We start from the raw sequence: 23,685 nt of genomic DNA on the forward strand, positions 1-23,685 counted from the left end.
TCTAATTATTTAAAAAATGAATGGAGATGTCTGCTATAAGTTCAGGGCTATCCATATGTACGTGATGACCACCTTGGACCTCATGAAGCGTTACATTTTTTATTGATTGCATTCTTTCATGAAAGAAGTTTTCAGGATAAGGCACTCCTTGCTTGGCGCGAATAAGGCAAATAGGGGGATCTAGAGTACGAAACATCGCTCTTATCTCGTCTTCATAAGGAAGCGTAAAACCAACACAGCGTAATCGTTTATCAAAAGTCCACTGCCATCCATCCTTCCTTTTTACGGTACCTCGAGAAACTAAAGATTCAGCAGCTTGATAACTAATCGGTCCGATTTTCATACGATCATGGATTGCCGCGATGCGATCATCAAATAGAGTGCGTTGGTCTTGATTATAGGATAAATAGGTAGCCACATCTCGGGGGAGGTTTATTGTGGCCTGTTCTATCAAATTGACTGTTGGTCCCAAAATATCAAGAAAAATTAATTTTCCGACACGTTCAGGTTGGGCGATTGCAATGGTTGTTGCCAATAATGAGCCCAAAGAATGTGCGATAATGTCAAAGTACTCCCATTCCAATGCTTTGATTAGATGCAACATCAATAGCGCATCATTTTTCCAATGGGGCATAACACCTGGAGGGTAATGGCTAGAAAATCCCGTACCTGGATAGTCAACAGCTACAAGTTGCCGATGAGGTATTAAAGGAGCTAATAAATCAAAGCTTGCCGCGTTATCCAACTTACCATGCAAACACAAAATGGGATTGGGTTTTTCGGGATGCCAAATTTTTAAGGCAAGCGTAAAGCCTGGGACATGAATCGTTCTTTCTTCATAGTTATGCATAAGCAGTCATAGGTATATCCTTGAACTAAGCGGCGATTATATCTTTAATTTATCTTTTGTGAATCGAAGAATTTCATCGCAAATTTTCTGGATACTCATTTCTTCGGTATTAATACACAATTCGCACTGATCCTGAAAATCAAATCGTTTTAACCAATGAAGTGCGGATCCCTTTAATCGATCACCTCGAGCTTCTTCTCTTTGACTAATTACAGATTCAGAAGCATAAAGATAAACAAATAAAATCCCATATTTTTCCAATGTTTCCTTGTAACTTTTAAGTTCATCCAGGGTTGTAATAAAGGAGTCAACAATAATATTGAACCCTTGTTCAGCGATGAGTTTCAGGACACTTGGTATGGTTAAGTAGAGTTTTGAACATAATGCTCCGGGTATGATTTCATAGGTGCCATCGGGATATGGTTGTGCATAGCAAATATCATTAGGGACACATACTTGAGGGTTATCAGGATGCAATCCTCCAAATTTTTCACCCAGCATACCCAAATACCCATCCGTACTAAAATGAAGCCAGCCGTTATCAAGTCGATTTTGCAATTCTTGGCAAAGAGTTGATTTCCCTGAAGATGAAGTACCACAAACTATAATAATCATTTTTTACCTTGTGCGATGTAGCATCTGGCCCTGTATTAGGGCGATACTAGGATTTTGTGAAAATCTAGCTTAGACTGCAACTTATTTTTTCCTGTTGCGAGTAGGGTCTGTTTACATTCCTACTATCTTGGCCAAACTGTCCTGATTTTCTGCACTGCTATGCTCACATACCTTATGTATGCTGCGCTTCGGTACTCGAAAATCAGACCATTTTGGTTCAAGCTAGCGAAATGTAAACAGACCCTGGGAACGATAAGTGGTTTTAATTAATGATCAAATAATGCTAAAGTACGCTGCTATTTATTTAATCAGCAGAAGAAACGGAGCGATGTTGATGTTAGAGAAATATTTGCATAAAGGCATCAATTTTAAAAGAGCTGCGGAAACATTAGATGCAGGAATAAAGTTGGCGAAGCAAGCAAATGAAGCGGAAAATGATCCTACTTTAGTACAACAAACAAAAGATAAGGTTCAGGAACTCATTTCTGAGTACACTAAAATTTATACATCATCTTCATTATGGGCTGTCAAGCAAACCAAACTAATACAGGAGTTAAGGCAAAAGATGACAGCGGAACAGCCCCAACTTGATGAGCCCGAACTAGCTAATGGTATTAGTTTGAGGAGATAAAACAGTTGGTTATTTGATAGGGTCTGTTTACAGACCCTAGAATAAAAGGAGAAAAATATGCCGCATCATAATTCGATTCGTCCTGAAGATGTATTGCCTGATGGAGTTGATAGCACATCCATCAATGGCAAAATAGTAAGAAAAGGTACAATTGCTGCTTTTTTAGCAAATGTTGCGATTTTTGAAAAACAAGACAGTACAGAAAAGCAAAAGCAGGAAGCAATGAAGACAATGAAAGAGTTAGCGCCAGGAGTAATCGCAATAGGTTTGCATCAACACGTTGTATTTAAAAATAGGGAAATCGAGCAAATTCTTATAGATGCTGAATCATAAAGAGAAATCGATAAAAAGAACGATGTGATGCGGTCTTTAGCCGAGTAATATCGCCTATACTATGTATTGAATTTGCTCATTTATCATTAATCTTATGAATTCACCAAATTATCAAAGCTTGGTTTGGGCTCATCCGCTCGTGCAGGATTGGTTTATCCAGAAAGTTGGTAAACCTACGGAACCTCAGGAGCAGGGATGGCCATTTATTTTAGCGGGTAATGATACGCTTATTTCCTCACCGACGGGTTCAGGGAAAACCCTGGCTGCATTTTTAGCGTGCTTGGATGGGTTGGTTCGCAAAGCTGTGTCCGGAAATTTACTCGATATGACTGAGGTTTTATATGTTTCACCGCTTAAAGCGCTCAGTAATGATGTGCAAAAAAATTTACTTATACCGCTGGAGGAAATTACTGAATTAGCCAGGGAACGCGGGATGCATTTGCCAGAAATTCGGGTGGCAGTGAGAACAGGAGATACACCCACTGGCGAGCGCCAAAAAATGCTGAAACAGCCGCCGCATATTTTAATCACCACACCTGAATCCTTTTATATTTTATTAACTGCAGAAAAAAGCCGCATCAATTTGGCAAGCATCCATACGGTGATCGTTGATGAAATTCATGCTTTAGCAAACAACAAACGAGGGACGCACTTAGCTTTATCTCTTGAGCGTTTGGAAGCACTCACTTTAAAACCCTTTATTCGCATTGGATTATCTGCGACCCAAAAACCTTTGGAAAAAGTGGCGCATTTCTTAACAGGTGCTAAAAAAACCAAAGTAAAATTAGTCAATATAGGACATGCACGCCAACTTGATTTGCAGGTTGTAGTGCCAGACAGTGAGTTAGCTGCTGTTGCTTCCAATGAAATGTGGGATGAAATTTATGAAAAAATTGCTGCTTTTGCACGAGAAAATCGCTCTACCTTGGTATTTGTTAATACACGAAAATTAGCGGAACGGGTTGCCCATCATTTGGAACAGCGTTTAGGTGAAGACAAGGTTTTAGCGCATCATGGAAGTTTATCGCGAAAATTGAGGCTTGAAGCAGAAACAAAATTAAAAAAAGGGGAGCTGCAAATATTAGTTGCCACCGCCTCTTTAGAGTTAGGAATTGATATAGGAAGTATCGATTTGGTATGCCAAATCGGATCACCACGTGCCATTGCTACGGCATTGCAACGCATCGGTCGAGCAGGACACTGGCATGCCGCAATTTCTAAAGGGCGTATTTTTGCGACGACGCGTGATGAGTTGTTAGAGTGCGCCGCATTGGTTTATGCAATACGTGAAGGGGATTTGGATCAGTTAATTATTCCACAAGAGCCCTTGGATATTTTGGCACAACAAATTGTAGCTGCATGTGCTACTCAGGATTGGGAAGAGAACGCACTCTTTCACCATTTTAAAAATGCTTATCCATATCAGCATTTAACAAGGGAAAAGTTTAATGAAATTCTTACGATGTTATCAGAAGGAATTGCCGGTTCGCGAGGACGTTATGGGTCGTATATTCATAGAGATCAGGTAAATCATGTCATAAAAGCACGACGCGGCAGCCGTCTTGCAGCAATTACGAGTGGAGGAGCCATCCCAGACAATGGATTGTTTACGGTGATTGCATTGCCTGACAATGCGATGGTAGGTACTTTGGATGAGGATTTTGCAGTAGAAAGTAATCGTGGCGACATTTTTTTATTAGGGACAAATTCCTGGAAAATACTTCGCATTGAAAACGGACGCGTACTGGTGGAAGACGCACATGGTGCCCCACCTAGCGTACCTTTTTGGTTAGGGGAAGCACCTGCGCGAAGCATTGAGTTATCATTACAGGTTTCGCAGCTGCGCGAAAAAATAGATGCATTATTGCCAGAAAAAAGTCCACAAATTGTTGATATAAAACAATACCCCGAAATTAAGGCCGCCATTCAATGGTTGATGAGTCATTGTGGCCTGGATCATTCTGCTGCAGAGCAGTTACTGGAGTATGTCCGTTTAGGGCGACAAATTCTGGGGGCGGTTCCTACACAAAAAACAGTCATTGCCGAACGTTTCTTTGATGAAAGTGGTGGGATGCAGTTAATAATCCATGCACCTTTTGGTGCTCGTATTAATAAGGCTTGGGGATTGGCTTTACGCAAGAAATTTTGTCGATCATTTAATTTTGAATTACAAGCTGCTGCGACCGACAATGGGTTAAATATCGCTTTGGCAGAGCAACACAGTTTTCCTTTGTCTGATGTGTTTCATTTTTTGCATACAAACACGTTAAAAGAAGTTGTGATCCAAGCAGTGTTGCAATCCCCTTTTTTAGGTGTGCGATTTCGCGCAGTGGCCGCACGCTCCTTATCATTATTGCGTTTTCGCGGCGGTAAAAAAATTCCTCCAAACATTCAACGCATGCTTGCAGATGATTTATTGGCAGCTGTTTTCCCAGATGCTGCAGCGTGCCAGGATAATTTGGGCGGCCGTGATGTCCTGTTGCCCGAGCACCCACTCATCGAAGAGACCATGAAAGATATTCTCACCGAAGCTTTAGATATCGATGGATTCGCTGAGGTGATTCATGCGATTGAATCCAAGCACATTACGTGTCTTGCAGTAGATACTCCAGTGCCTTCCGTATTCTCTCATGAAATTTTAAATGCCAACCCTTATGCATTTTTGGATGATGCTCCTTTAGAGGAGCGACGATCACGAGCGGTTGAAATGCGTCGAGTACTCCCAGAGGCTCTGTTGGAGGAGGTGGGTAAACTGGATCCCAAAGCAATAACGGAAGTACAAGAACAAGCCTGGCCAGATATACGCTCTGCAGATGAGTTACATGATGTCTTACACACCGTGATTGTTTTTCCAGAAACAATTCATGTGTCAGAGTACCAATCTACTTTACCCATATGGAAACACTATTTTATTGAATTACAGCGCGAAGGAAGAGCGGCATTAGCTACGGTTGCTGGCACGAATTATTATGTATCTGCTGAAAAAAAGAAGACTTTTCATTGTATTTTTCCGCAAGCAACATTTGCGAACGAGATGGTTGATATTGAAGAAGAGCCAAACTCACAAGATGAGGGCATTCTGAAGGCTCTGCGTGGCTGGCTTTTGCATACGGGACCAATTACCCAAAAGGTACTTACTGGCTGTTTGCAACTTTCTTCACTGGATGTGGAGCATGCTTTATTAAAATTGGAAGCCAGTGGTTATCTATTGCGCGGAAATTTTCGGGCAGAGTATGTTGATGAAATCGAGTGGTGTGAACGTCGTTTGTTGGCGCGTATCCATCGTTACACCACAGAATCTTTGCGCAAACAAATTAAACCCGTGACTCGGGCACAATTTATGGCTTGGCTACTCAAGTGGCAGCATGTCACAAAAGGAAATCAGATGCATGGCGAGAGCGGGCTGTTGGAGGTAATCAAGCAACTGCAAGGTTTTGAACTCGCTGCCAATGCGTGGGAGTCTGATATTTTTCCTGCGCGCGTACACGATTATGATTTGTTGATGCTTGATAAACTGTGTATGAGCGGTCTTGTAGGTTGGGGACGCGTATCACCTCATCCTTCTGTAATTGTAAACGAGGATGAAGCAAAAAAATCAAGACGTCTATCACCAACCCGAAATGCACCGATTACTTTTTTTGTCCGAGAGGAATCCGATTGGATTCCACCGCATGCACTAGTGGATAATATTGAAGAGGTGAATAGTTTAAGCCATCCTGCACGTAATATTTATCAATTTTTACAAAAATATGGGGCTTCATTTTATGCAGACATCGTTCGCGGTACGGGAAATCTAAAAGTTGAAGTGGAAAATGGTTTATGGGAATTGGTTGCAGCAGGTATGGTCACAGCAGATAGTTTTGATAATGTACGTACCCTGATGAGTACAAAACGTAAATATCACAGCCGACATCGACGCAGGCCACTGTTTCCACTCAGTACAGGCCGTTGGTCTTTATTGCATGTACATGCGCAAGCGGATCATGAAAAAAGGGTGGAAGCTGCATGTTGGATGCTGCTGAAACGCTACGGTGTGGTATTTCGTGATTTACTCGCACGTGAAAAAAATATTCCGCGTTGGCGAGATTTATTGATTTTCTTGCGACGTCTTGAATTACGTGGTGAAGTACGTGGTGGTCGTTTTGTTGATGGATTTTTAGGTGAACAATTTGCATTACCTTATGCTGTGGATTCCTTACGAGCTATGCGAAATGAAGAGCTTGACGAGGTGCCGCAAACCATTTCATCTGTAGATCCTTTGAATTTAATAGGAATTGTATTACCAGGCGAGAGGGTCTCTGCAGCGATAAAATCGGAGATACGATTAATTGGGGGACAAGTTGCTTCACAGGTCTAGCCTGGTTGCTTCCAACTGAATATTCTATACCTCGCTGAAAAGTAATGTAGCCTGGGTGCAGCGAAGCGGAACCCGGGATTTCTACATTTAAATAAAACTTCTCAACCCGGGTTTCGCTTCGCTGCACCCAGGCTACATTGCATATTTCATGATTAAATTTCGTGGCTCTGTAAGAAGTTGACGCCCTTATGTAAAAGTTCAGGTTTAATTTTTTTAAAATCGTTTTCATTTAGGGGTCTGGTAGCATCTTCAATTAAATGACATGTGAAACCTTCCTGAAGCGCATCTTTTATCGTGAAGTAAACACAAATATCGGCACATAAACCACAAAAATAGAGTTCATTAATACCTTTTGCATGAAGATAACCACCTAAGCCGATGTCTCTTTTATGGCCATTATCATAAAAACCGCTGTAACTGTCGATTTCAGGATCCATGGCTTTTCGAAAAATAGCGGCCACAGGTCTTGTGTCAAGTGTGGGATAAAATTCCGCACCGAAGGTTCCCTGGACGCAATGATCAGGCCATAGTATTTGCTCTATTCCATGCAACATAACTTTTTCAAAAGGTTTTTTTCCAGGATTATTGGAAGCAAAACTTTTATGATGTTGCGGATGCCAATCCTGGGTAGCAACAATCAAATCGAACTTTGGAAGTAGCTGATTAATTACCGGAACAATAGAATCCCCTTGCGGAACCGCTAGGGAACCACCGGGCATAAAATCATTTTGTACATCCAGAATAATTAAGGTTTTCATGGGTATGTTCGGATTTATTTTTTATATTTGTTAATTAGCTCATTCCGTTTTATTTTAAGCTCTTTGCTTAATCCTACCTGATAGGAGCTTGGTTTTTCAAATCGTTTGTATTCTTCAGGTAGTTGGCTCAGTCTCTTTCTACTGTATTCCACAATTTGCTCGAGCGTTTTCGTTGGCATTAATCGTTTGCCATTTTCCATGACTTTTTGCAATAAAGGTTCGTGCTGATCATGATCAAGGGACAATAATTTTTCGGTTTCAAAAGGAGCATAAACTTCATCTAAATTCGTCTCATTCATTAGCCCAACAACATCAAAACCTAAAAAAGTATTCTTACGTAATAATCTGAAAACCTGCTTTTTATAAGGCAAGGTGATTTTGGTTTTCGATTCAGAAAGTTTAAGCCGAGGCTTTTCATTAGCAAAAGCCAGCTTATATACGCCGTCTAAAGCACCATCCGGAGCCCCAACAACTAAATTTGTACCCACCCCAAAAATATCAATCGGTGCTTTCTGGTCACGAAGGGCTTTTATTCTTGTTTCATCCAATTGATTGGAAGCTACAATTTTTACATACTGTAACCCTGCTTCATCCAACATGCGACGTGTTTTTTTTGCCAAATCTTCCAAGTCACCACTGTCTAATCGAATGGCTTGCAACCGATGGCCGCGTTGTTCCATTTCTTTACCTATACGAATAGCATTGGGTACACCACTTTCCAGAGTACTGTACGTATCAACCAGAAGAGTACAATTATCAGGCCAGATTTCAGCAAAATCACGAAATGCTGCTAATTCACTATCGTAACTTTGGATAAATGAATGTGCCATAGTTCCGGAGATTGGGATATCGTAATCCCGTCCTGCACATACATTGCTTGTTGCATCAAATCCCCCAACAATTGCGGCTCGACTGGCATAATAGCCTCCAGGGCCTTGAGCTCTTCGCAAACCGAAATCAACTAATTTGCAATCGCCTGCAACGTATCGAATACGACTTGCTTTTGTGGCAATCAGTGTTTGAAAATTGAGTAAGTTTAGAAGAATTGTTTCGATAAGCTGTGCTTCTATCATATTGGCTTCAACAGTGACCACGGGGCAAGTGGGAAAAACTAAATCCCCTTCAGATGGAGCATAAACAGTTCCATTAAAGCGAAAGTTTTTCAGATAATCGAGAAAGTCGGGATGCATTCCTTTACTTTGTAAAAAATGAATATCACGTTCGTTGAAATGATAGTTTTCTAATATTTCTAATAAGTCTGTTAAGCCAGAAAAAATGGCATATCCCGAACCGAATGGAAGTTTTCTGAAAAAATAATCGAACACAGCGGTATTATTTTTGTGTCCTTTCAGAAAATAAACCTGCGCCATGCTCAGTTGATATTGATCAGTATAACTTCCAGTAAAATCAAACATATGAGTAAGTATCCTTGTTTTGGACAATAAAATTCTAGGTCAGGGTAAAAGCCAGTTATATTGCCATAATAATTGAGGAAATACACTTCCATGAAGCATTAGCAAGAATAATGTGACAGGCGTCTGTTACGCTAGATTTAAAATAATTAATTTGTTATATATTTAGAAAAAATGTCAATAATTTGCATTGATTGTTGACTCAAATTGGTCATGTTTCGGTTGTTTCAGTGCATAATTTTTTTGCGATTATTTTCTTAACAAGAACTACTCAGTAAGACATGGAGTGAAAAGGATGAAAGTCTATGAGTTAAAAAAACACGTTGAGGAGCTACTTAAAAGCAAGATTGATCCATTAAAAACCCCTAGAGAAATCATTGGATTCATCTCAAAATTAGTTGAGATACTTGAACCGCTCGAGGATAAGAGTGAATTTTATCCTGGAATGATGCCTCCTGTTAAAAATCTTATTGATCAATTTTGGTATTGGGTAGTAGGTAATGTACCGTATGAACAATGGAAAGAGGGTACTTATGTCATTCCTTGGCTTTCTTTACAACGACTTTTAGTTAAAGAGGGTTTATTAGCTGCTGATTTTCATCATCCTGTTTTGTATGAAGCACTGAAAAATCAGTTTAATCACTTGGCTGGCAATCGTTTGAAAATAACGGAGCTTATGCCTTTACTTATTCGTGCTGGGCGAATGCTTGGTTATATGGATCCTACTGAGAATGGTTATCCTTTTGTAAGATTGCATGCAGGAATCGCTGCACGCATGCCACAAGAGATTACAAAAATAAAAGACATCATGTTTTTGCTGAGATCAGCTTTTTATTTAATTTATAAATATTGCACTGTGGAGCAATTAACGTTAATGCCTTTTCTGATTTATTTTCGGAATCTTACTACAGATGAAGAGCGGCGTTCTGAATTAGCGATTTTTAATTATTTAACTCAAAACACAGCAGATTGCATCGAGTTTTTTAATACTTATGATGAATACATCGATACCCGGTCAATCACTCTTATTGATGCTTTGCAGAATGTATCTGCATGGATGCCTACCAAACGCCCAGATTTTCTAAATGCTACGAACCGAAGTCGTTGGATTTATCCTTTTATTCAGCAAGTCAGGCTTGCTGCCGGGGATGATTTAGGAAATGATTTAATCAATAGCACACTTCATTTATTAGAGTTGGATTTTGCGACTCGAAAAGATCAATCGTTTACTGGGGCTTTGAGTTTTACTGCTGCAGTCAAAAGACAAGCACAAGTACTGACAAATGAGGAAGCAAAACTTGTTCATTCAGCAACTTGTTTATTTTGTTTGGAAAAGTACATAAAACATCGTGTAGAAGATCCTCTTGGTGACAAACATTCTTTTTTATCACTCTCTGGGGAGACAAAGTGTCACGCAGCCGAAAAAAGAATGTCGGCCATTCTTGGCAGACCTACCAGGTTTGGTTTTTTTGAAACTTTGGCCATAAATCAAGGACGCTTGAAAAAATTGATTGATTTTCTTGAAGAAAGTCCAGAAAAATACCCAGAGGATTATATTGTGTCGATATGAGCCCAACTTGCACGATGTCCTGATATCATCAGAGGGTTAAAAGAATAGGCCTCAGTAAAACACGCCCTAAGGACTTCGTGTATTAAGAGGACTGTTTTATATAAAAATTTTTCCATTTGAAATTTGCTTTTCCATAGTGTGTAACATATATTTATTATTAGCTTCAGTACCTTAAAATCATTTTTAAGTTATTTAGAAAAGGAGTTCTTATGCGTGTCATGAATAAGCTTTCACTAGCAACAGTGTTAGGTATTTTGGCAGTTTCACCCAGTGTTTACGCTGCGGATGCCCCTGATATTTCCGGATCCTATAAATGTTCCTATCACGATCCATTTACTACGCCTAATGATGGAACCGAAACTGTAGTGTTCAAAAAAAATGGAGATGTTTATAAAATTTCAGGAATTCCTACAGGAAGTGTATTTCCATATTATATTGGTAAAGGCATAATGAATAAAAATGTCGGTAATGCGATTGGCTATATCTTTTGGCAACCCAAATCTCCATCCGTAACAACGATTCAACTGTTTACAATCAAACCTGATGGTTCTTTGGATGGTGTTTTTGCAGAAAGTAATAAAGATAAGGGTGGTACTGAAACATGTACTAAAGCAGCACAACAATAATAGAGAGTTATTCGCATAAGATGATTATGAGAAAAGGAATTTTATTATGAAAACTGTGATTAAAAGTGTTTATTTAGTTGCTGCGTTATCTCTGCCCACTTTAACGGCTTATGCAGATAATGCCAGTACTCCAGGCAAGACCGATACTTCGCCAACGAATACTGATACTGCACCAGGCAATACCAGTACATCGACAAGCAAAACGGGTGCCTCTGCTTTTTTGGGTGACTATCAGTGCCAACGTGTTGATGGCTCAAATAATACCAACTCTTATCCTCTTACCGTATCAAAATCTGGGGATACTTATACTTTACAATGGGAAAATAGTAATGGGGATCCGGTTCTTTATGGCACGGGAGTTATGCATCCCAACATGACTAATGTAGTTGCCACCTCATTTTGGGATCCTAGAAAGCCGGATACAATTGGTATTCAAATGATTGAAATCAAACCAGACGGATCATTACAATCCAATTGGGTAGTACAAACAGACAATCAAGTTGGCTCAGAGACGTGTACTCGAAACAAGTAGTTGAATCTTATAAGAATCTGTAGAATAAAAGGGGTTACTATTGTAACTCCTTTTATTTTGTGCCAAGGCACTGTGAATTATAGTCTATTTCTCATTTTATAATAGAGAATGGCAAGGGGTTCTTTGAGAAAATAACGTGATAGGAATTTGTTTTTTGTCCAACAGGTGCTTTTTACTGCAGGTGAGCTGATCACTTTAATTCCCAATTTTTGAGCGACTAGAATGGCTCTGGGTGCATGAAAAGGCTCAGTTACTAACAGAATGGATTTAAATTTATTCGTTTGAATTATTTTTTTGGAAAAAAGAAAATTTTCATAAGTCGAAGTTGATGCTGATTCAAGCAGGATGTCTTTGGCAGGTACACCCATAGAGAGTGCAATTTTTTTCATGGTTTGTGCTTCATTTGCCCCATCTTCGATGTCAGTACCGCCAGTGAAAAGAAGTTTAGGTGCGTAGTTGGCTTTATATAAATCAACCGCATGTTTTATGCGAGCTACAAGACAAAGATTGTATGAGTTATTGCGATAAGCCTTTGCTCCAAGGACTAAAATAACATCTGCCTGTTTTTTTTCATCATGTTCCGCATTTTTTATAATATAAAAAGCAAGAAAAGAATAAACAATAATGAATGTCAGTAAGACAAAAATACCTATTCGCATGAGATGTTTCATAAGCGCTCTAAATGCATAAATTAAATAATTGGGTTGGTTCCTTATCGAAGGAAAATTTCATCGCATCATTGTATGGATGCTGAATCGAAAGAACAAGCAAAAATCTTATCTTAATCGTTTAAAAGCCTGTCATCCCAGAGTAGGGACGACAGTATATGCAAAAATGACCGCTTTTTAAGATAACTGAAATCCTACCTTTTTTATAATCAGTAGTGTTGATGGTATCGTGGGTATGGACTATGGTTTTCCACTACGACGCTCGGTGGTGGTGTCCATCGATAAACATTTTTCCATCTTGAATGATGATGGTGACGATGGAATTTGAATCGTGGATAATCATGATGTGAATGATAAAAAGCGAAGGCTGTTGTAGTGGAAAATAAAGTAACCGTGCTTAATACCCCACACAGCAATAATTTTTTAATCATCTTGTATTCCCCTCTTAGATTATTATCTGATGCCTAGTCTAAATAACAAATGTAACAGGGATATAACAAGACACACCGTAATTGTAACAAAGTTGTTACAAAGAGATTATAAATATCATGTAGCCTGGGTGCAGCGCAGCGGAACCCGGGAAATATATAAACCTCTTTCGGTTTCTGTTGTTGCATTGGGCGAACAATGTTTTAAAACGTTTAGGGGAACACCATTTGTCTTTTTTCTTCTTCATTAGCTATTACTTCATTTAAATCGACAGTCTCTTTAGGAACGCCAGAAGTGATACAATGCGCAATCCCTTTTGCCATCAAAAAAGTAGCGCAGGGGCTAAAACACGCACTAACGATTATAGTGGCAGGTATACATGAAAGAAAAGTCAACGTTGTTGAATCAGATGCTCCAGCTGTGCGTAGGATATAATAGACAGCAAGATGTACGCCACCACCCAAGGCTGTCATCGCAAGACTCGCGCAATTTTTAAAACAACAGTTTCCCTGAATGTGGGAGGAACGGTCGTTAACTACCTCTTTACGTTCTTTTACATTGGCCAAATAAATATGTTCATGTTTCTTAACCAATGCTTGTATAGGAGGGTTAACATACTCATCCTCTATTTGAGAAGGAAGCACTTTATTTTTGTATAAAGTAAAAAATAGATGAGGATTTGTTTTCTTGATTACTTCTGCTGTCAGATCAATAAGCTTGGGAACTTGTTGTGGTTGAGTTTTATTTTCAGGCATTTATCATAACCTTTTTAAACGGATAAAAAGTTAATTATATATTAACAAGTTACTATGTCTTATTTTGTTCAAAGTTTAAAGAAAAATTTATATAAAAAAATAGGATGCTTTAATGTACTCTTAAGTTATATGATCGGGTTCAGTTTCATGAGCCGCACGTAAATTTCAAGATTGGGGAGAAAAATGAAGGATTTTTTTCATGGTATGAGCTATATGTTACGTGGAATTCGTCATCTTTTTACTCGAGGATTGAAACGTTTTGTACTATTACCTTTAGCAATTAATTTCATAATGTTTGCAGGTTTGTTTTATCTTATGTATCACTATTTGTTGCCTTATGCTTATCATTATCTTGATAAATTACCCTCTTGGCTAAGCTTTCTCAGCAGTATCTTTTTTATCATTTTTATCCTGAGTTTTTTCTTAATGTTTTTGTCACTTTTTACGGTATTTTTTAATTTAGTCGCGGCGCCTCTCAATGGGCTATTGGCAGAGAAAACACAAAATCTTCTTTTTGGAAGTGCCGTTCCCTCTTTATCTTTTTATAAAATCGTACTTCGTAGTATAAAACGCCAAATTGAGTTTCTTGGCTATTTTTTACCTCGTTTTTTAGTGATAGCTGTTTTATTTTTTGTACCCTTTCTACAGCCTATTTATCCTTTTTTATGGTTTCTTTTTAATGCATGGATATTGAGTATTCAATATCAAGATTTTGCTATGGATAATAATCTTATTCGCTTCAAAGAAGCACGCAAGAAAGTGGCTAGTAATAAAATGTATTCATTTGGATTGGGTTTTTCTATAAATCTGGTCAGCTTTATACCCATCTTAAATATATTGACCATGCCTGCAGCGGTTATAGGAAGTACAATGCTTTACTGTGATCTCAATAAACCGTTACTTCAACCCTTAGCCAAAACTCCCAAATTAAATTAGGAGATATGAGAAACCTGGGTGCCGCAGCGCTTTACCCAGGCCATGAGCCTATAATTAATAAGCTTGAACTACAATTTTTCCTACTGCTTTCCCCGACTCAAGTAACGAATGGGCTTTATCAATGTTCTCGAAGTAAAAAAGATGTGGGTCAATGAGCGGATTTAAATGGCCATCGTCTACTATCCTTGCGATTTCTTTTAAAATTCTACCATGACGTTCACGTTGTATGTTATGTAATAACGGCAATAGCATAAAAACAGCATGTAAACTGGCTGATTTGGCATGTAAAGGTGAAAGATCATGCTGGGATGTTGCTTGAATACTGAGTACGTTTCCATAGGTGGCAACAGCAGCCAATGATTTATCAAGATTTTCCCCACCAATTGTATCAAATACTACATCAAATCCCGCACCGTTGGTTAAGCGATTCACATATTCTTGAACCGAATCAATCCGGTAGTTAATTGCCTCTTTGGCTCCCAGCGATTTTACTATATCTGCTTTATCGGAAGAAGATACAGTAGTATATACTTCAGCGCCAGCCCATTTCGCTAACTGAATTGCAATATGTCCAACTCCACCTGTACCCGCATGGATCAATACTTTTTGTCCTTTCTGGATATTTATTTTTTCGAATAATGCTTCCCAGGCAGTGATTGACACAAGCGGTAATGCAGCAGCCTCAACCATGCTTAGTTTCTTCGGTTTTTTTGCAATTAACTTGGCATCGGCAAGCATGAACTCAGCCAAAGCACCACTTTCATTGAGAAAACCACCTGCACATCCATAAACTTCATCACCCACTGCAAACTCAATAACTCCTTCACCTACTTCTTCAACGATACCTGCTACGTCACTATGCAGAATCGCTGGGAATTGGGGTGAAATACGACTGTACTTACCCGAGCGAACTTTACAGTCAACAGGATTAACACTCGTTGCAATAACGCGAATGAGCACATAGCCTGGTTTAATTTTTGGTTTGGGGAGTTCAATTGTTTCAAAAACTGAAGAATCACCAAAAGATGATATAGCTTGTGCTTTCATAGCGTCCTCCTACTTAATGCACCAGACGTTTTATTAAAATTGTGAAGAGAGAAGACTCATCTTCATGCAATGCAGAAAATAACATTCTAAAAAAATCGCAGAACATTTTCCAGCAACTATTGATTATCTGACTGATCTTGCAAGTTAATAATCGATTTTTCCAATCTATTGTTCAATCCCACTTTAAGTTTATGCAATAAATAATCTGGGATAATTGGCGCTGAACATTAGAGCAATGTGTTTCATTACACTATAGTATTCATTGAACATCAAGTTTATGATTAATGAAATATAAAAAGGATGCAAACCATGTGGCAGACACGACTGACTGAAAAAATTGGTTTAAGATTTCCAATTATACAGGCTCCTATGGCAGGTGGTGCTACTACACCTGAGTTAATTGCTGCGGTAAGCAATTCAGGTGGCCTAGGCTCGTTAGGTGCAGGATATATGACTCCTGCCGAGATAAGACACGCTCTAAAAACAATTCGTAAATTAACGAATAAACCCTTTGCAGTGAATCTTTTTATTCCAGAGGAGCATTCTGCGTCCGAGGCGCAAATTCAAAAGTCCTGTGTGGATATTAAAAAGTCCTGCCATGAATTAAATATAGAGATTGAGCCAGTTACAAAACCGTACGCACAATCTTTTGAGGAGCAAATCAATGTAATTCTTGAAGAAAAAATTCCTGTTTTTAGTTATGCATTTGGTTTGCTGGATGCTGAATGGATATCAAAATTAAAGAAGAATCACACCATTTTAATCGGTACAGCCACAACCTTAGCTGAAGCGCGTGTACTTGAAGAAAGCGGCATTGATGCAATTGTTGCTCAAGGAAGTGAAGCAGGAGGGCATAGGGGGACTTTTATAGGTAAAGCGGAAGATGGATTGATTGGTTTATTTAGCCTAATACCTCAATTTGTGGAACAAATCAAAATTCCTATTATTGCGGCGGGCGGAATTATGGATGGAAGAGGAATCGTGGCTGCAACTTATTTAGGTGCTGAAGGCATACAAATGGGAACGGCATTTCTCAGTTGTTTTGAATCCGGTATTCCCGATGTCTATAAACACGCTTTACTGACACAGCAACACGATAATACGGTGCTTACTCGAGCCTTCTCTGGAAAGTTAGCCCGAGGAATACGAAATCAATTTATTGAGCGCATGGAGGCAAGAAAAATAAATATTCTTGATTATCCCATTCAAAATGCCTTAACAAGCATGATGCGAAAAAAAGCAAAAGAACAAAATGACATTGATTTTATGTCCATGTGGGCTGGTCAATCGGCGCAATTATGCAGAAATATGAGTGCAAATGAGTTGATAAGCGCATTGGTACTTGAAGCCGAGGCATTGAACCCTCAGGCATGTGAGTAACTATATTAAGATGACTGTATTTTTTGATCTTCGAGAATGTTTCATGTATAGAGATATAAATTAAGCCTGTAACAGGCTTAATTTAAAATCACGCTTGAATGGATCAATGAGGCATCCGATTATAAAAAGACAGCGTTAATGACTTTTTACATGTTTATTCCGTTGCTCTTGGTTTCATCGAGCATTTCAACATCCATATCAACATCCATGGAATACTCTTCTTTTGTTTCCTCATGTAACGATTGAGCAAAAAAACCTCTCCCTGACTGAGTGACTGAAACCGATCGTTGACTTTCTATAGGCATAGAGGGCGATATAAAAGAAGATGGTGCTTCTGGGACACTTTTCTTTCTTTGCAAATACTTTATCTGTTCCTCCAAATGCTGGACTATTTGATGGTCACTTTGTTGTGGAGTTTTGATCATTTGCAGTGTTTTAATGGCTTGTCTATACGTTGCAATGGTTTCTGGTATTAATTGGCTTTGAATATGAGACTTAGCCAATGTTAAAAGCTGCATTGCCATATTGCGACACACACCATCGTTAGGTGTTTCATTGATTACAACAGGATTAAATAAAGGCTTCTCAGCAGATAGAGACAGTTGGCTTAACATGCTCTCTATACTATGATCAATTTGTTGAATTTCACCAATTGATATGGTTTCAAATTTTGCGAAAAGCGCTTGCTCCTCTTGTTCCTCTTGTCTTGTAACTTGTCTTGCACCGAGTAAAAGCTCATGATTTGTAAATTCGGATGACTCAATATATGAATCGGTTGAAAGTTTATGTTCATAATACTTATGAAATTTCTTGAAATTAGCTAAATTAGCTCCTGGGTCACCGATTTTCTGTTCTTCAATAGTTTTGTTTTTAATCAGACCAAATGCTTTTATGGCATTTGACATTGCTTCATCCCCTGCAGGTTGATTGAACGATTCATAACATGCATCGGCTAAATCAATATACAGTTCTGTTAATTTTCTATGACTTTCATCATTTAATTCAGTTTGCAGAAGTTGTTTTATAGCATCCAGATAACATTGAGCTGCTTTTACGTGTTCCTTTTTATTAAAATAAAAAATCGCCAGATCACAATAGGCATTGGAAAGATCATGAAAGTCAGCAGGTGTTTTATTGATGATTTGTAAAAATAAATTGATTCCTTGCTTGTATTCATCGATTATTATTTTTTTTGCAGCATGTTTACGTTCTAGATATTTAGCATTTGCAATTTTTGATTTGGCATCTTTTCGGTATTTTTCATCCATAATTTAAGCTCTCCTTTGATTTCATCAATTGACTTTGCAGAATCACAGTATCATCAACAGAGATAAAAAAACAATGAGAACTATTGCAATTGAAATAAGGGTATGTCATTAGACCTCATTCCAAACTCACTGAGGAGCGTGAAGCGCAATGAGACGCAGAGAACAGAAAATTAAGTCATTTTGGCCAAGATAAGACCCTATTACTCTACTGTGATTAGGGTTGATAATTCGCGCAGAGCAATAAAGAAAATTGTGTAATCAATACTTGCACTACCAAGCAGCATTTCCAGCAATTTTTCCCATCGTTGGTGAATAAAAGGGTTTTTTGCGAGCCAATAGGCAATGAGCTCATCCGAGTTTAGTGTTTTTTGATTATTCATTAAAATGACAATGGTCAGACGCCGTTGCAAATTATCGAGCTCATCACGTAAAGACAATCGGGCGAGACTATTCCAATGACCCTCACGAGAGTCACTACCTATTTGATCACGGAACCAGACCAGGCTAAATTTACTGCCTACTTTAAAATAAACTTCAGCGGTTTTTCCTAAATCAAATTTATTTTGTGTTGCTACTTCTATTACATTTAATACAGTATACATAGCACGCGTAGCAGCGATTTTTTTTGCAGCCTCTTCGGGTAAACCAATATCTACAAACTGAATCACAATTTGATTAAGATATTCTTTAGTAACACCTGCCATTAAGTCAGGAATTGATTTTTCAAGTTTTGCTATAGATTGACTGTAATGAGCAATATTATTGGTAATTCCACCTGCAAGACGTTTATGATGTAAAAACCACCGAGTTGCTAAATTCATTAATTGTCTGACGTGGTGAAGTAACTCATATTGAGTGTGTACTGTCACTTTGTAATTCAGCGAATCAATCAATCGATTTAAGTCGTCTATTCGATAGGCTTTCGCAGCAATAATATAAGCACGCGCAATATCTGCTATTGTTTGGCCAGTCTCAACATGCAAGCGGTACATGAAGGTAATACCCATACTATTAACAATCTGATTACTGAGTTGTGTTGCGATAATCTCACGTCGCAAACGATGGGTTTGCATGGCCTTGGCATAAGATTTTATCAGCATTGAAGGAAATCCCGTCTCGAGTATGGTTGCAAAATAGGGATCATCAGGCAAATCAGATTTTAATAATTCACCCGTAATATAAATTTTTGTATAGGCCATAATAATGGACAATTCGGGGCGAGTCAGAGCTTGACCTGCTGCTTTACGGTCCAAAAGATGTTTCTCATCAGGAAGAAATTCAACACTTCTGTCTAAGTGTACCACTGTTTCCAGTTCTTTAATGTATGCTTGATATAAACCACTATAAGCTAAGGCATTCGTAGCAGAAAAACTCAAAACCAATGCTTGATTGTAATTATCTTGTAAAACGAGCTCTGCAACTTGTTCCGTCATTTTCGTTAACAATTGATTGCGTTTTTTCTCTGTAAGTTTTCCCTGGATCATTTCCTTATTCAGCAGAATTTTGATGTTCACTTCATGGTCAGAGCAATTTACTCCTGCTGAGTTATCAATTGAATCAGTATTAATTAAGCCGCCTTGAAGCGCAAATTCCACTCTCCCAAGTTGAGTAACTCCGAGATTGCCTCCTTCGCCCACAATTTTACAGCGTAATTCATTACCATCAACCCGACAAAACTCATTCGTTTTGTCGCCAACATCAGCATGAGATTGAGTTGATGCTTTAACATAAGTACCAATACCCCCATTAAATAATAAATCAACGGGTGCTTTTAAGATTTCCCGTATCAATTCATTGGGTGTCAATGAGTTGGCTGTAATCGAAAGTGCTTTTTTTACTTCAGGGGTAATGGCAATGGATTTACTTAAGCGTGAGTAAACTCCCCCACCTTTGGAAATTAATCGAGGATTGAAGTCTTCCCATGATGAGGTGGGTAAATTAAATAAACGCTGACGCTCTGCAAAAGTTTTGGGACCATTAGGATTGGGATCAAGAAATATATGGCGATGATCAAATGCTGCAAGTAAAAGTGCATGACTGGTATAAGTCAATCCATTACCAAATACATCACCGCTCATGTCACCAATACCCACAACAGTAAAATCCTGTTCCTCTATGCGAACATCCAATTCGCGGAAATGCCGTTTAACTGACTCCCATGCGCCGCGAGCAGTAATCCCCATTTTTTTATGATCATAGCCTGCAGATCCTCCGGAAGCAAAAGCGTCTCCAAGCCAGAAGTTGTATTCTTTAGCAATACCATTTGCTATATCAGAAAAAGTTGCTGTTCCTTTGTCTGCTGCTACAACAAGATAAGGATCGGCCTCGTCATAGCACACGGTATTTTTGGGTGAAACAACACGGTCATCTACAAGATTATCGGTTAGGTCAAGTAATCCTCGTATAAATGATTGATAACAGTAAATGACTTCTTGTTTTATCTTTTCGCGATCGAGCATATTGATTGCTTTTTTTAAAATAAAACCTCCTTTAGCTCCAGAAGGTACGATCACTGAGTTTTTTACTTTTTGAGCTTTCATTAAACCAAGTACTTCTGTACGAAAATCCTCTGGACGGTCAGACCAGCGAAGACCTCCACGTGCTACTTTAGCACTGCGTAAATGTATGCCTTCAAATCGTGTTGAATAAACAAAAATTTCGTACATAGGTTGTCCTGGGGGTAAATCAGGCACTTTGGCTGAGTTAAGTTTAAATGACAGATACTCTTTAGGCTCGCCATCGGAACCTAACTGAAAATAATTGGTACGAAGAGTCGCTTTGATTAAAGACCAGAAAAAACGGATGATGTGATCTTCATCTAAGCTGGTAATAGCATCAATATCGGTTCGAATCTCTTTTTCCAGTTCTGCCTTTTTATTTTTATTTGTCGTATTTTGTTTCAGACCAAATTTTAAATAAAAAAGTTGAATTAATTTTTTGACAATTACAGAATAGGTGGCGATGGTTTTTTCAATATACTGTTGGCTAAAGCGAAATCCAATTTGTTGCATGTATTTGGCATAAGCTCGAATAATAACAATCTCTCGCCAGGATAATCCTGCACCTAAAACCAGCTTATTAAAACCATCATTTTCACAAATTCCAACACTTATTTTTATTAGGGCTTCATTAAAAATATTTTTTACTTGATCGAGGGTGAGTAGATTGGAGTGGGCATAGGTAACATTAAAATCACTGATCCAAACAAATTGATTGGGTGCAATAGAAATTTTATACGGTCTTTCCGTGTAAGTTCTTAAACCCATATTTTCAATCATAGGCAGAATATCGGAGAGAGGAATTGGTCTGCCATATCGATACAATTTAATATGTAATGGATATTCGCCTCGGGGTGATTCGAAAAAAACAATGGTTAATGGGTCATCCAGGGATAGCTTATCAATTTGCACGAGATCGGTGATTGCTTCCTCAACAGTATGTTGTTCACAATAACTCATTGATAATGACGGGAGGTATTTCTCGGCAAATTTTTTTCCTTTTTTACGGCCTAATTGCTTTATTAATTCTTGATCCAACTGATCTTTCCATGAGTTTTCCATTTTTCAGTCTCACAAAGGTTCAGTGTTACTATTTAATAAGTATAGGTCATGAAATGAATTGCATGGAATAGGCCCAATGCCAATTATTGTGGCGTTGTTAATGGTCCGTTAATTTTGTATTGCTATACTTCAATTAGTAAATATTTTGTCCTAACAGCATATTTTTTAAGAATTAATTTGGAAAAGACAGAGAAGAAAATGAATTTTTACAATAATCTAGAATCCTTTATTTTTGCCTATGAATTAGGCTCCTTTTCTAAAGCGGCTAAAAGGCTAAACATAACTCAAGCTGCGGTCTCACTGCACATTAAGAACTTAGAAACTTATCTGGGAGAAAGACTCTTCGAACGAAATGCCAAATGTATTGAACCCACTCAGGCCGCTAAAAAGCTTTTTACTTTAATTTCAGAGCCTTTCGATAAAATTAGAGGGGTAATGGATAATTTCTCAAAATATACAAATTCAATGAGTGGGGAGATACATATAAGCTGTATCAATGAATTTGCTGAAAATCTGTTAATAAAAACAATCGGTATTTGTCTTGAGCATGGAATCAAATTAAAAGTTAACTACATTCCTAAAGATTCAATGATTATTAATGATTTGCAAGATAATACCATTGATTTTGGTATTACCTCAGTTAAATATGACAATCCTAATCTTGAATTTATTAAATTATTTGATGATGAACTCGTGTTTGTTGGAACAGAGCGCTGGGATAATTACTTAGATAAAACGAGTGAAGTTGCTTTTAATAAAAGCCTTAAATCCATGCGGTGGCTTGTTTATGAGGATGCGATGCCTTTTATTAAAAGGTATACAGAGCTAGCGCTGGATATATCACCTAATTCCATTGAACCTTCTCTTACATTTGTGGATGTAATGGGATTAATTCGGTCGGTAAGAAATGGGTATGGAGTAGCCTGCTTGCCAAGATCTTATATATCGCCTTACTTGGAAGATAAATCGATTACTCAGTTGCATTATCCACAAACAGCCCCTCGATATACTCTTTATTTAGTGTATAGGGCTAAAAGTTTGTTGCATAAACGTATGCACTTTTTTAAAGATGTTGCTACTAAAACAGTACCATGCACAAGTTTTGAAAATAGTTGATCCCAAGTATTTTTTTAAGCATCCAAAACAATTAAAACCAATTGGGGACTGTCCTGATTAAGCCAAAATGTCTAAATTTTTTCTCGAAAAGTCAAAAACTTATGTCCCAGATAAGTGGTAAACGCAGGAGCGGCGAGTCCAATTGCGTGTGCAATTTCTAAAGATTTAATACCCATAGCGGGCAAAAAATAATGGGCAAATAATAAACTAACAAGCAAAGTTTGCAACATGCCAATTAAATTAATCAGAATAAAAAAAATAATGGATCGAGTAAATGTTTGCTGGCTTTTCTTAAATACAAAGAATTTGACAAGAATAAACGAGACAACCATTCCAGTAACATAGGCTAAGAGAATGGATGTTGAAAAACTGAATGAATAGCTATAGATGATTCTGCTACAAAAGTTTACGGTAACTGCTATTGCTCCCGCTATTATAAAAGCAATAAATTGTTTTGATTTTAAATAATAGAACACAAAACAGTCTCATTTCAGTTGGTGTATTTAAAAAATAATAGACCTTATTTATTCATTTGGGATGTTTGTTGCAGGTTTAAGCTCCATTGTCCTAACAGTATTGGATGCCGCGGACAAGTCCTGAGAGTTCCTCACAAAATTTAACCAGGTAGAATTCATTTGTTACTTGAATCCATCCAGCATAAGAAATGGACGCCCTATATCGAAGTCAAAAAGGCGGTCATCCCTGCGTAGGCACACTACTGTCCGGTAAAAATTTTGCTCTCCTGCAATAGGTAATGTCCCTAAATTTTTTTGTAGGCTCTTCAGCATTCATCTAGGCACATCACTTAATCTTGCTTCGATCTGCTCCCTCTCCCGCGCAAG

The 23,685-nt window shown here is 38.2% G+C and carries 20 protein-coding genes; 9 read left to right on the forward strand and 11 right to left on the reverse strand.

Features of this window, described 5'->3' with window-relative positions:
• Position 1: 1 nt before the first annotated feature.
• Complete coding sequence (locus Lani_RS02960) at positions 2 to 850, reverse strand: alpha/beta fold hydrolase (RefSeq protein ID WP_019233818.1); 849 nt, start codon at positions 848 to 850, stop codon at positions 2 to 4.
• Between the two features lie 36 nt (positions 851 to 886).
• Positions 887 to 1,465 carry a phosphotransferase-like protein gene (locus tag Lani_RS02965; protein WP_019233817.1) on the reverse strand — a complete coding sequence of 193 codons (579 nt, stop codon included), beginning with the start codon at positions 1,463 to 1,465 and terminating at the stop codon, positions 887 to 889.
• A gap of 280 nt (positions 1,466 to 1,745) precedes the next feature.
• Between Lani_RS02965 and Lani_RS02970 the strand changes: the two genes are divergently transcribed.
• From Lani_RS02970 to Lani_RS02980, 3 genes are all read left to right on the forward strand, one after another.
• On the forward strand, positions 1,746 to 2,096 hold the full coding sequence (locus tag Lani_RS02970) for a hypothetical protein (RefSeq protein ID WP_019233816.1): 351 nt from the start codon (positions 1,746 to 1,748) through the stop codon (positions 2,094 to 2,096).
• A 57-nt stretch (positions 2,097 to 2,153) separates the two neighbouring features.
• On the forward strand, positions 2,154 to 2,429 hold the full coding sequence (locus Lani_RS02975) for a hypothetical protein (protein WP_019233815.1): 276 nt from the start codon (positions 2,154 to 2,156) through the stop codon (positions 2,427 to 2,429).
• 94 nt (positions 2,430 to 2,523) lie between these two features.
• A complete protein-coding gene (locus Lani_RS02980; protein WP_019233814.1) occupies positions 2,524 to 6,786 on the forward strand; it encodes a DEAD/DEAH box helicase in 4,263 nt (1,420 codons plus the stop codon).
• A 152-nt stretch (positions 6,787 to 6,938) separates the two neighbouring features.
• Here the strand turns inward: Lani_RS02980 and pncA are convergent, their stop codons facing one another.
• Both pncA and Lani_RS02990 read right to left on the reverse strand, forming a co-directional pair.
• Complete coding sequence (gene pncA, locus Lani_RS02985) at positions 6,939 to 7,544, reverse strand: bifunctional nicotinamidase/pyrazinamidase (RefSeq protein WP_019233813.1); 606 nt, start codon at positions 7,542 to 7,544, stop codon at positions 6,939 to 6,941.
• A 14-nt stretch (positions 7,545 to 7,558) separates the two neighbouring features.
• Complete coding sequence (locus Lani_RS02990; RefSeq protein ID WP_019233812.1) at positions 7,559 to 8,959, reverse strand: nicotinate phosphoribosyltransferase; 1,401 nt, start codon at positions 8,957 to 8,959, stop codon at positions 7,559 to 7,561.
• Between the two features lie 292 nt (positions 8,960 to 9,251).
• Here Lani_RS02990 and Lani_RS02995 point away from each other — a divergent pair, with 292 nt between their 5' ends.
• From Lani_RS02995 to Lani_RS03005, 3 genes are all read left to right on the forward strand, one after another.
• Positions 9,252 to 10,526: a hypothetical protein gene (locus Lani_RS02995; protein WP_019233811.1), complete on the forward strand. Its 1,275-nt coding sequence runs from the start codon at positions 9,252 to 9,254 to the stop codon at positions 10,524 to 10,526.
• Between the two features lie 209 nt (positions 10,527 to 10,735).
• The gene (locus Lani_RS03000) at positions 10,736 to 11,152 is read left to right on the forward strand and encodes a hypothetical protein (RefSeq protein WP_019233810.1); all 417 of its coding nucleotides are present in this window, start codon (positions 10,736 to 10,738) and stop codon (positions 11,150 to 11,152) included.
• A gap of 46 nt (positions 11,153 to 11,198) precedes the next feature.
• Complete coding sequence (locus tag Lani_RS03005; RefSeq protein WP_019233809.1) at positions 11,199 to 11,684, forward strand: hypothetical protein; 486 nt, start codon at positions 11,199 to 11,201, stop codon at positions 11,682 to 11,684.
• A 77-nt stretch (positions 11,685 to 11,761) separates the two neighbouring features.
• Here Lani_RS03005 and Lani_RS03010 read toward each other — a convergent pair whose 3' ends face one another.
• The 3 genes from Lani_RS03010 to Lani_RS03015 form a co-directional block, all read right to left on the reverse strand.
• On the reverse strand, positions 11,762 to 12,355 hold the full coding sequence (locus Lani_RS03010; RefSeq protein WP_058388393.1) for a YdcF family protein: 594 nt from the start codon (positions 12,353 to 12,355) through the stop codon (positions 11,762 to 11,764).
• A 206-nt stretch (positions 12,356 to 12,561) separates the two neighbouring features.
• The gene (locus Lani_RS19635; RefSeq protein WP_081595167.1) at positions 12,562 to 12,783 is read right to left on the reverse strand and encodes a hypothetical protein; all 222 of its coding nucleotides are present in this window, start codon (positions 12,781 to 12,783) and stop codon (positions 12,562 to 12,564) included.
• Positions 12,784 to 12,993: 210 nt separating this feature from the next.
• Positions 12,994 to 13,536, reverse strand: a complete 543-nt coding sequence (locus Lani_RS03015) for a hypothetical protein (RefSeq protein WP_019233806.1) — start codon at positions 13,534 to 13,536, stop codon at positions 12,994 to 12,996.
• Positions 13,537 to 13,719: 183 nt separating this feature from the next.
• On the opposite strand from Lani_RS03015, the gene cysZ reads away from it, so the two are divergent.
• Positions 13,720 to 14,472 carry a sulfate transporter CysZ gene (cysZ, locus tag Lani_RS03020; protein WP_019233805.1) on the forward strand — a complete coding sequence of 251 codons (753 nt, stop codon included), beginning with the start codon at positions 13,720 to 13,722 and terminating at the stop codon, positions 14,470 to 14,472.
• A gap of 54 nt (positions 14,473 to 14,526) precedes the next feature.
• Here the strand turns inward: cysZ and Lani_RS03025 are convergent, their stop codons facing one another.
• Positions 14,527 to 15,519: a zinc-dependent alcohol dehydrogenase family protein gene (locus Lani_RS03025; protein ID WP_019233804.1), complete on the reverse strand. Its 993-nt coding sequence runs from the start codon at positions 15,517 to 15,519 to the stop codon at positions 14,527 to 14,529.
• A gap of 309 nt (positions 15,520 to 15,828) precedes the next feature.
• Here Lani_RS03025 and Lani_RS03030 point away from each other — a divergent pair, with 309 nt between their 5' ends.
• Positions 15,829 to 16,899, forward strand: a complete 1,071-nt coding sequence (locus Lani_RS03030; protein ID WP_019233803.1) for an NAD(P)H-dependent flavin oxidoreductase — start codon at positions 15,829 to 15,831, stop codon at positions 16,897 to 16,899.
• A gap of 146 nt (positions 16,900 to 17,045) precedes the next feature.
• On the opposite strand, the gene Lani_RS03035 is transcribed toward Lani_RS03030, so the two are convergent.
• Positions 17,046 to 18,167, reverse strand: a complete 1,122-nt coding sequence (locus tag Lani_RS03035; protein ID WP_058388394.1) for a tetratricopeptide repeat protein — start codon at positions 18,165 to 18,167, stop codon at positions 17,046 to 17,048.
• Positions 18,168 to 18,367: 200 nt separating this feature from the next.
• Positions 18,368 to 21,727 carry an NAD-glutamate dehydrogenase gene (locus Lani_RS03040; RefSeq protein WP_019233800.1) on the reverse strand — a complete coding sequence of 1,120 codons (3,360 nt, stop codon included), beginning with the start codon at positions 21,725 to 21,727 and terminating at the stop codon, positions 18,368 to 18,370.
• A gap of 198 nt (positions 21,728 to 21,925) precedes the next feature.
• On the opposite strand from Lani_RS03040, the gene Lani_RS03045 reads away from it, so the two are divergent.
• Positions 21,926 to 22,843 carry a LysR family transcriptional regulator gene (locus Lani_RS03045; protein ID WP_019233799.1) on the forward strand — a complete coding sequence of 306 codons (918 nt, stop codon included), beginning with the start codon at positions 21,926 to 21,928 and terminating at the stop codon, positions 22,841 to 22,843.
• A 71-nt stretch (positions 22,844 to 22,914) separates the two neighbouring features.
• On the opposite strand, the gene Lani_RS03050 is transcribed toward Lani_RS03045, so the two are convergent.
• Positions 22,915 to 23,319, reverse strand: coding sequence for a GtrA family protein (locus Lani_RS03050; protein WP_058388395.1), 405 nt, complete (start codon positions 23,317 to 23,319; stop codon positions 22,915 to 22,917).
• Positions 23,320 to 23,685: the final 366 nt, after the last annotated feature.

Origin of the sequence: Legionella anisa (assembly GCF_001467525.1) — a bacterium.
Taxonomy (GTDB): Bacteria; Pseudomonadota; Gammaproteobacteria; order Legionellales; family Legionellaceae; genus Legionella; species Legionella anisa.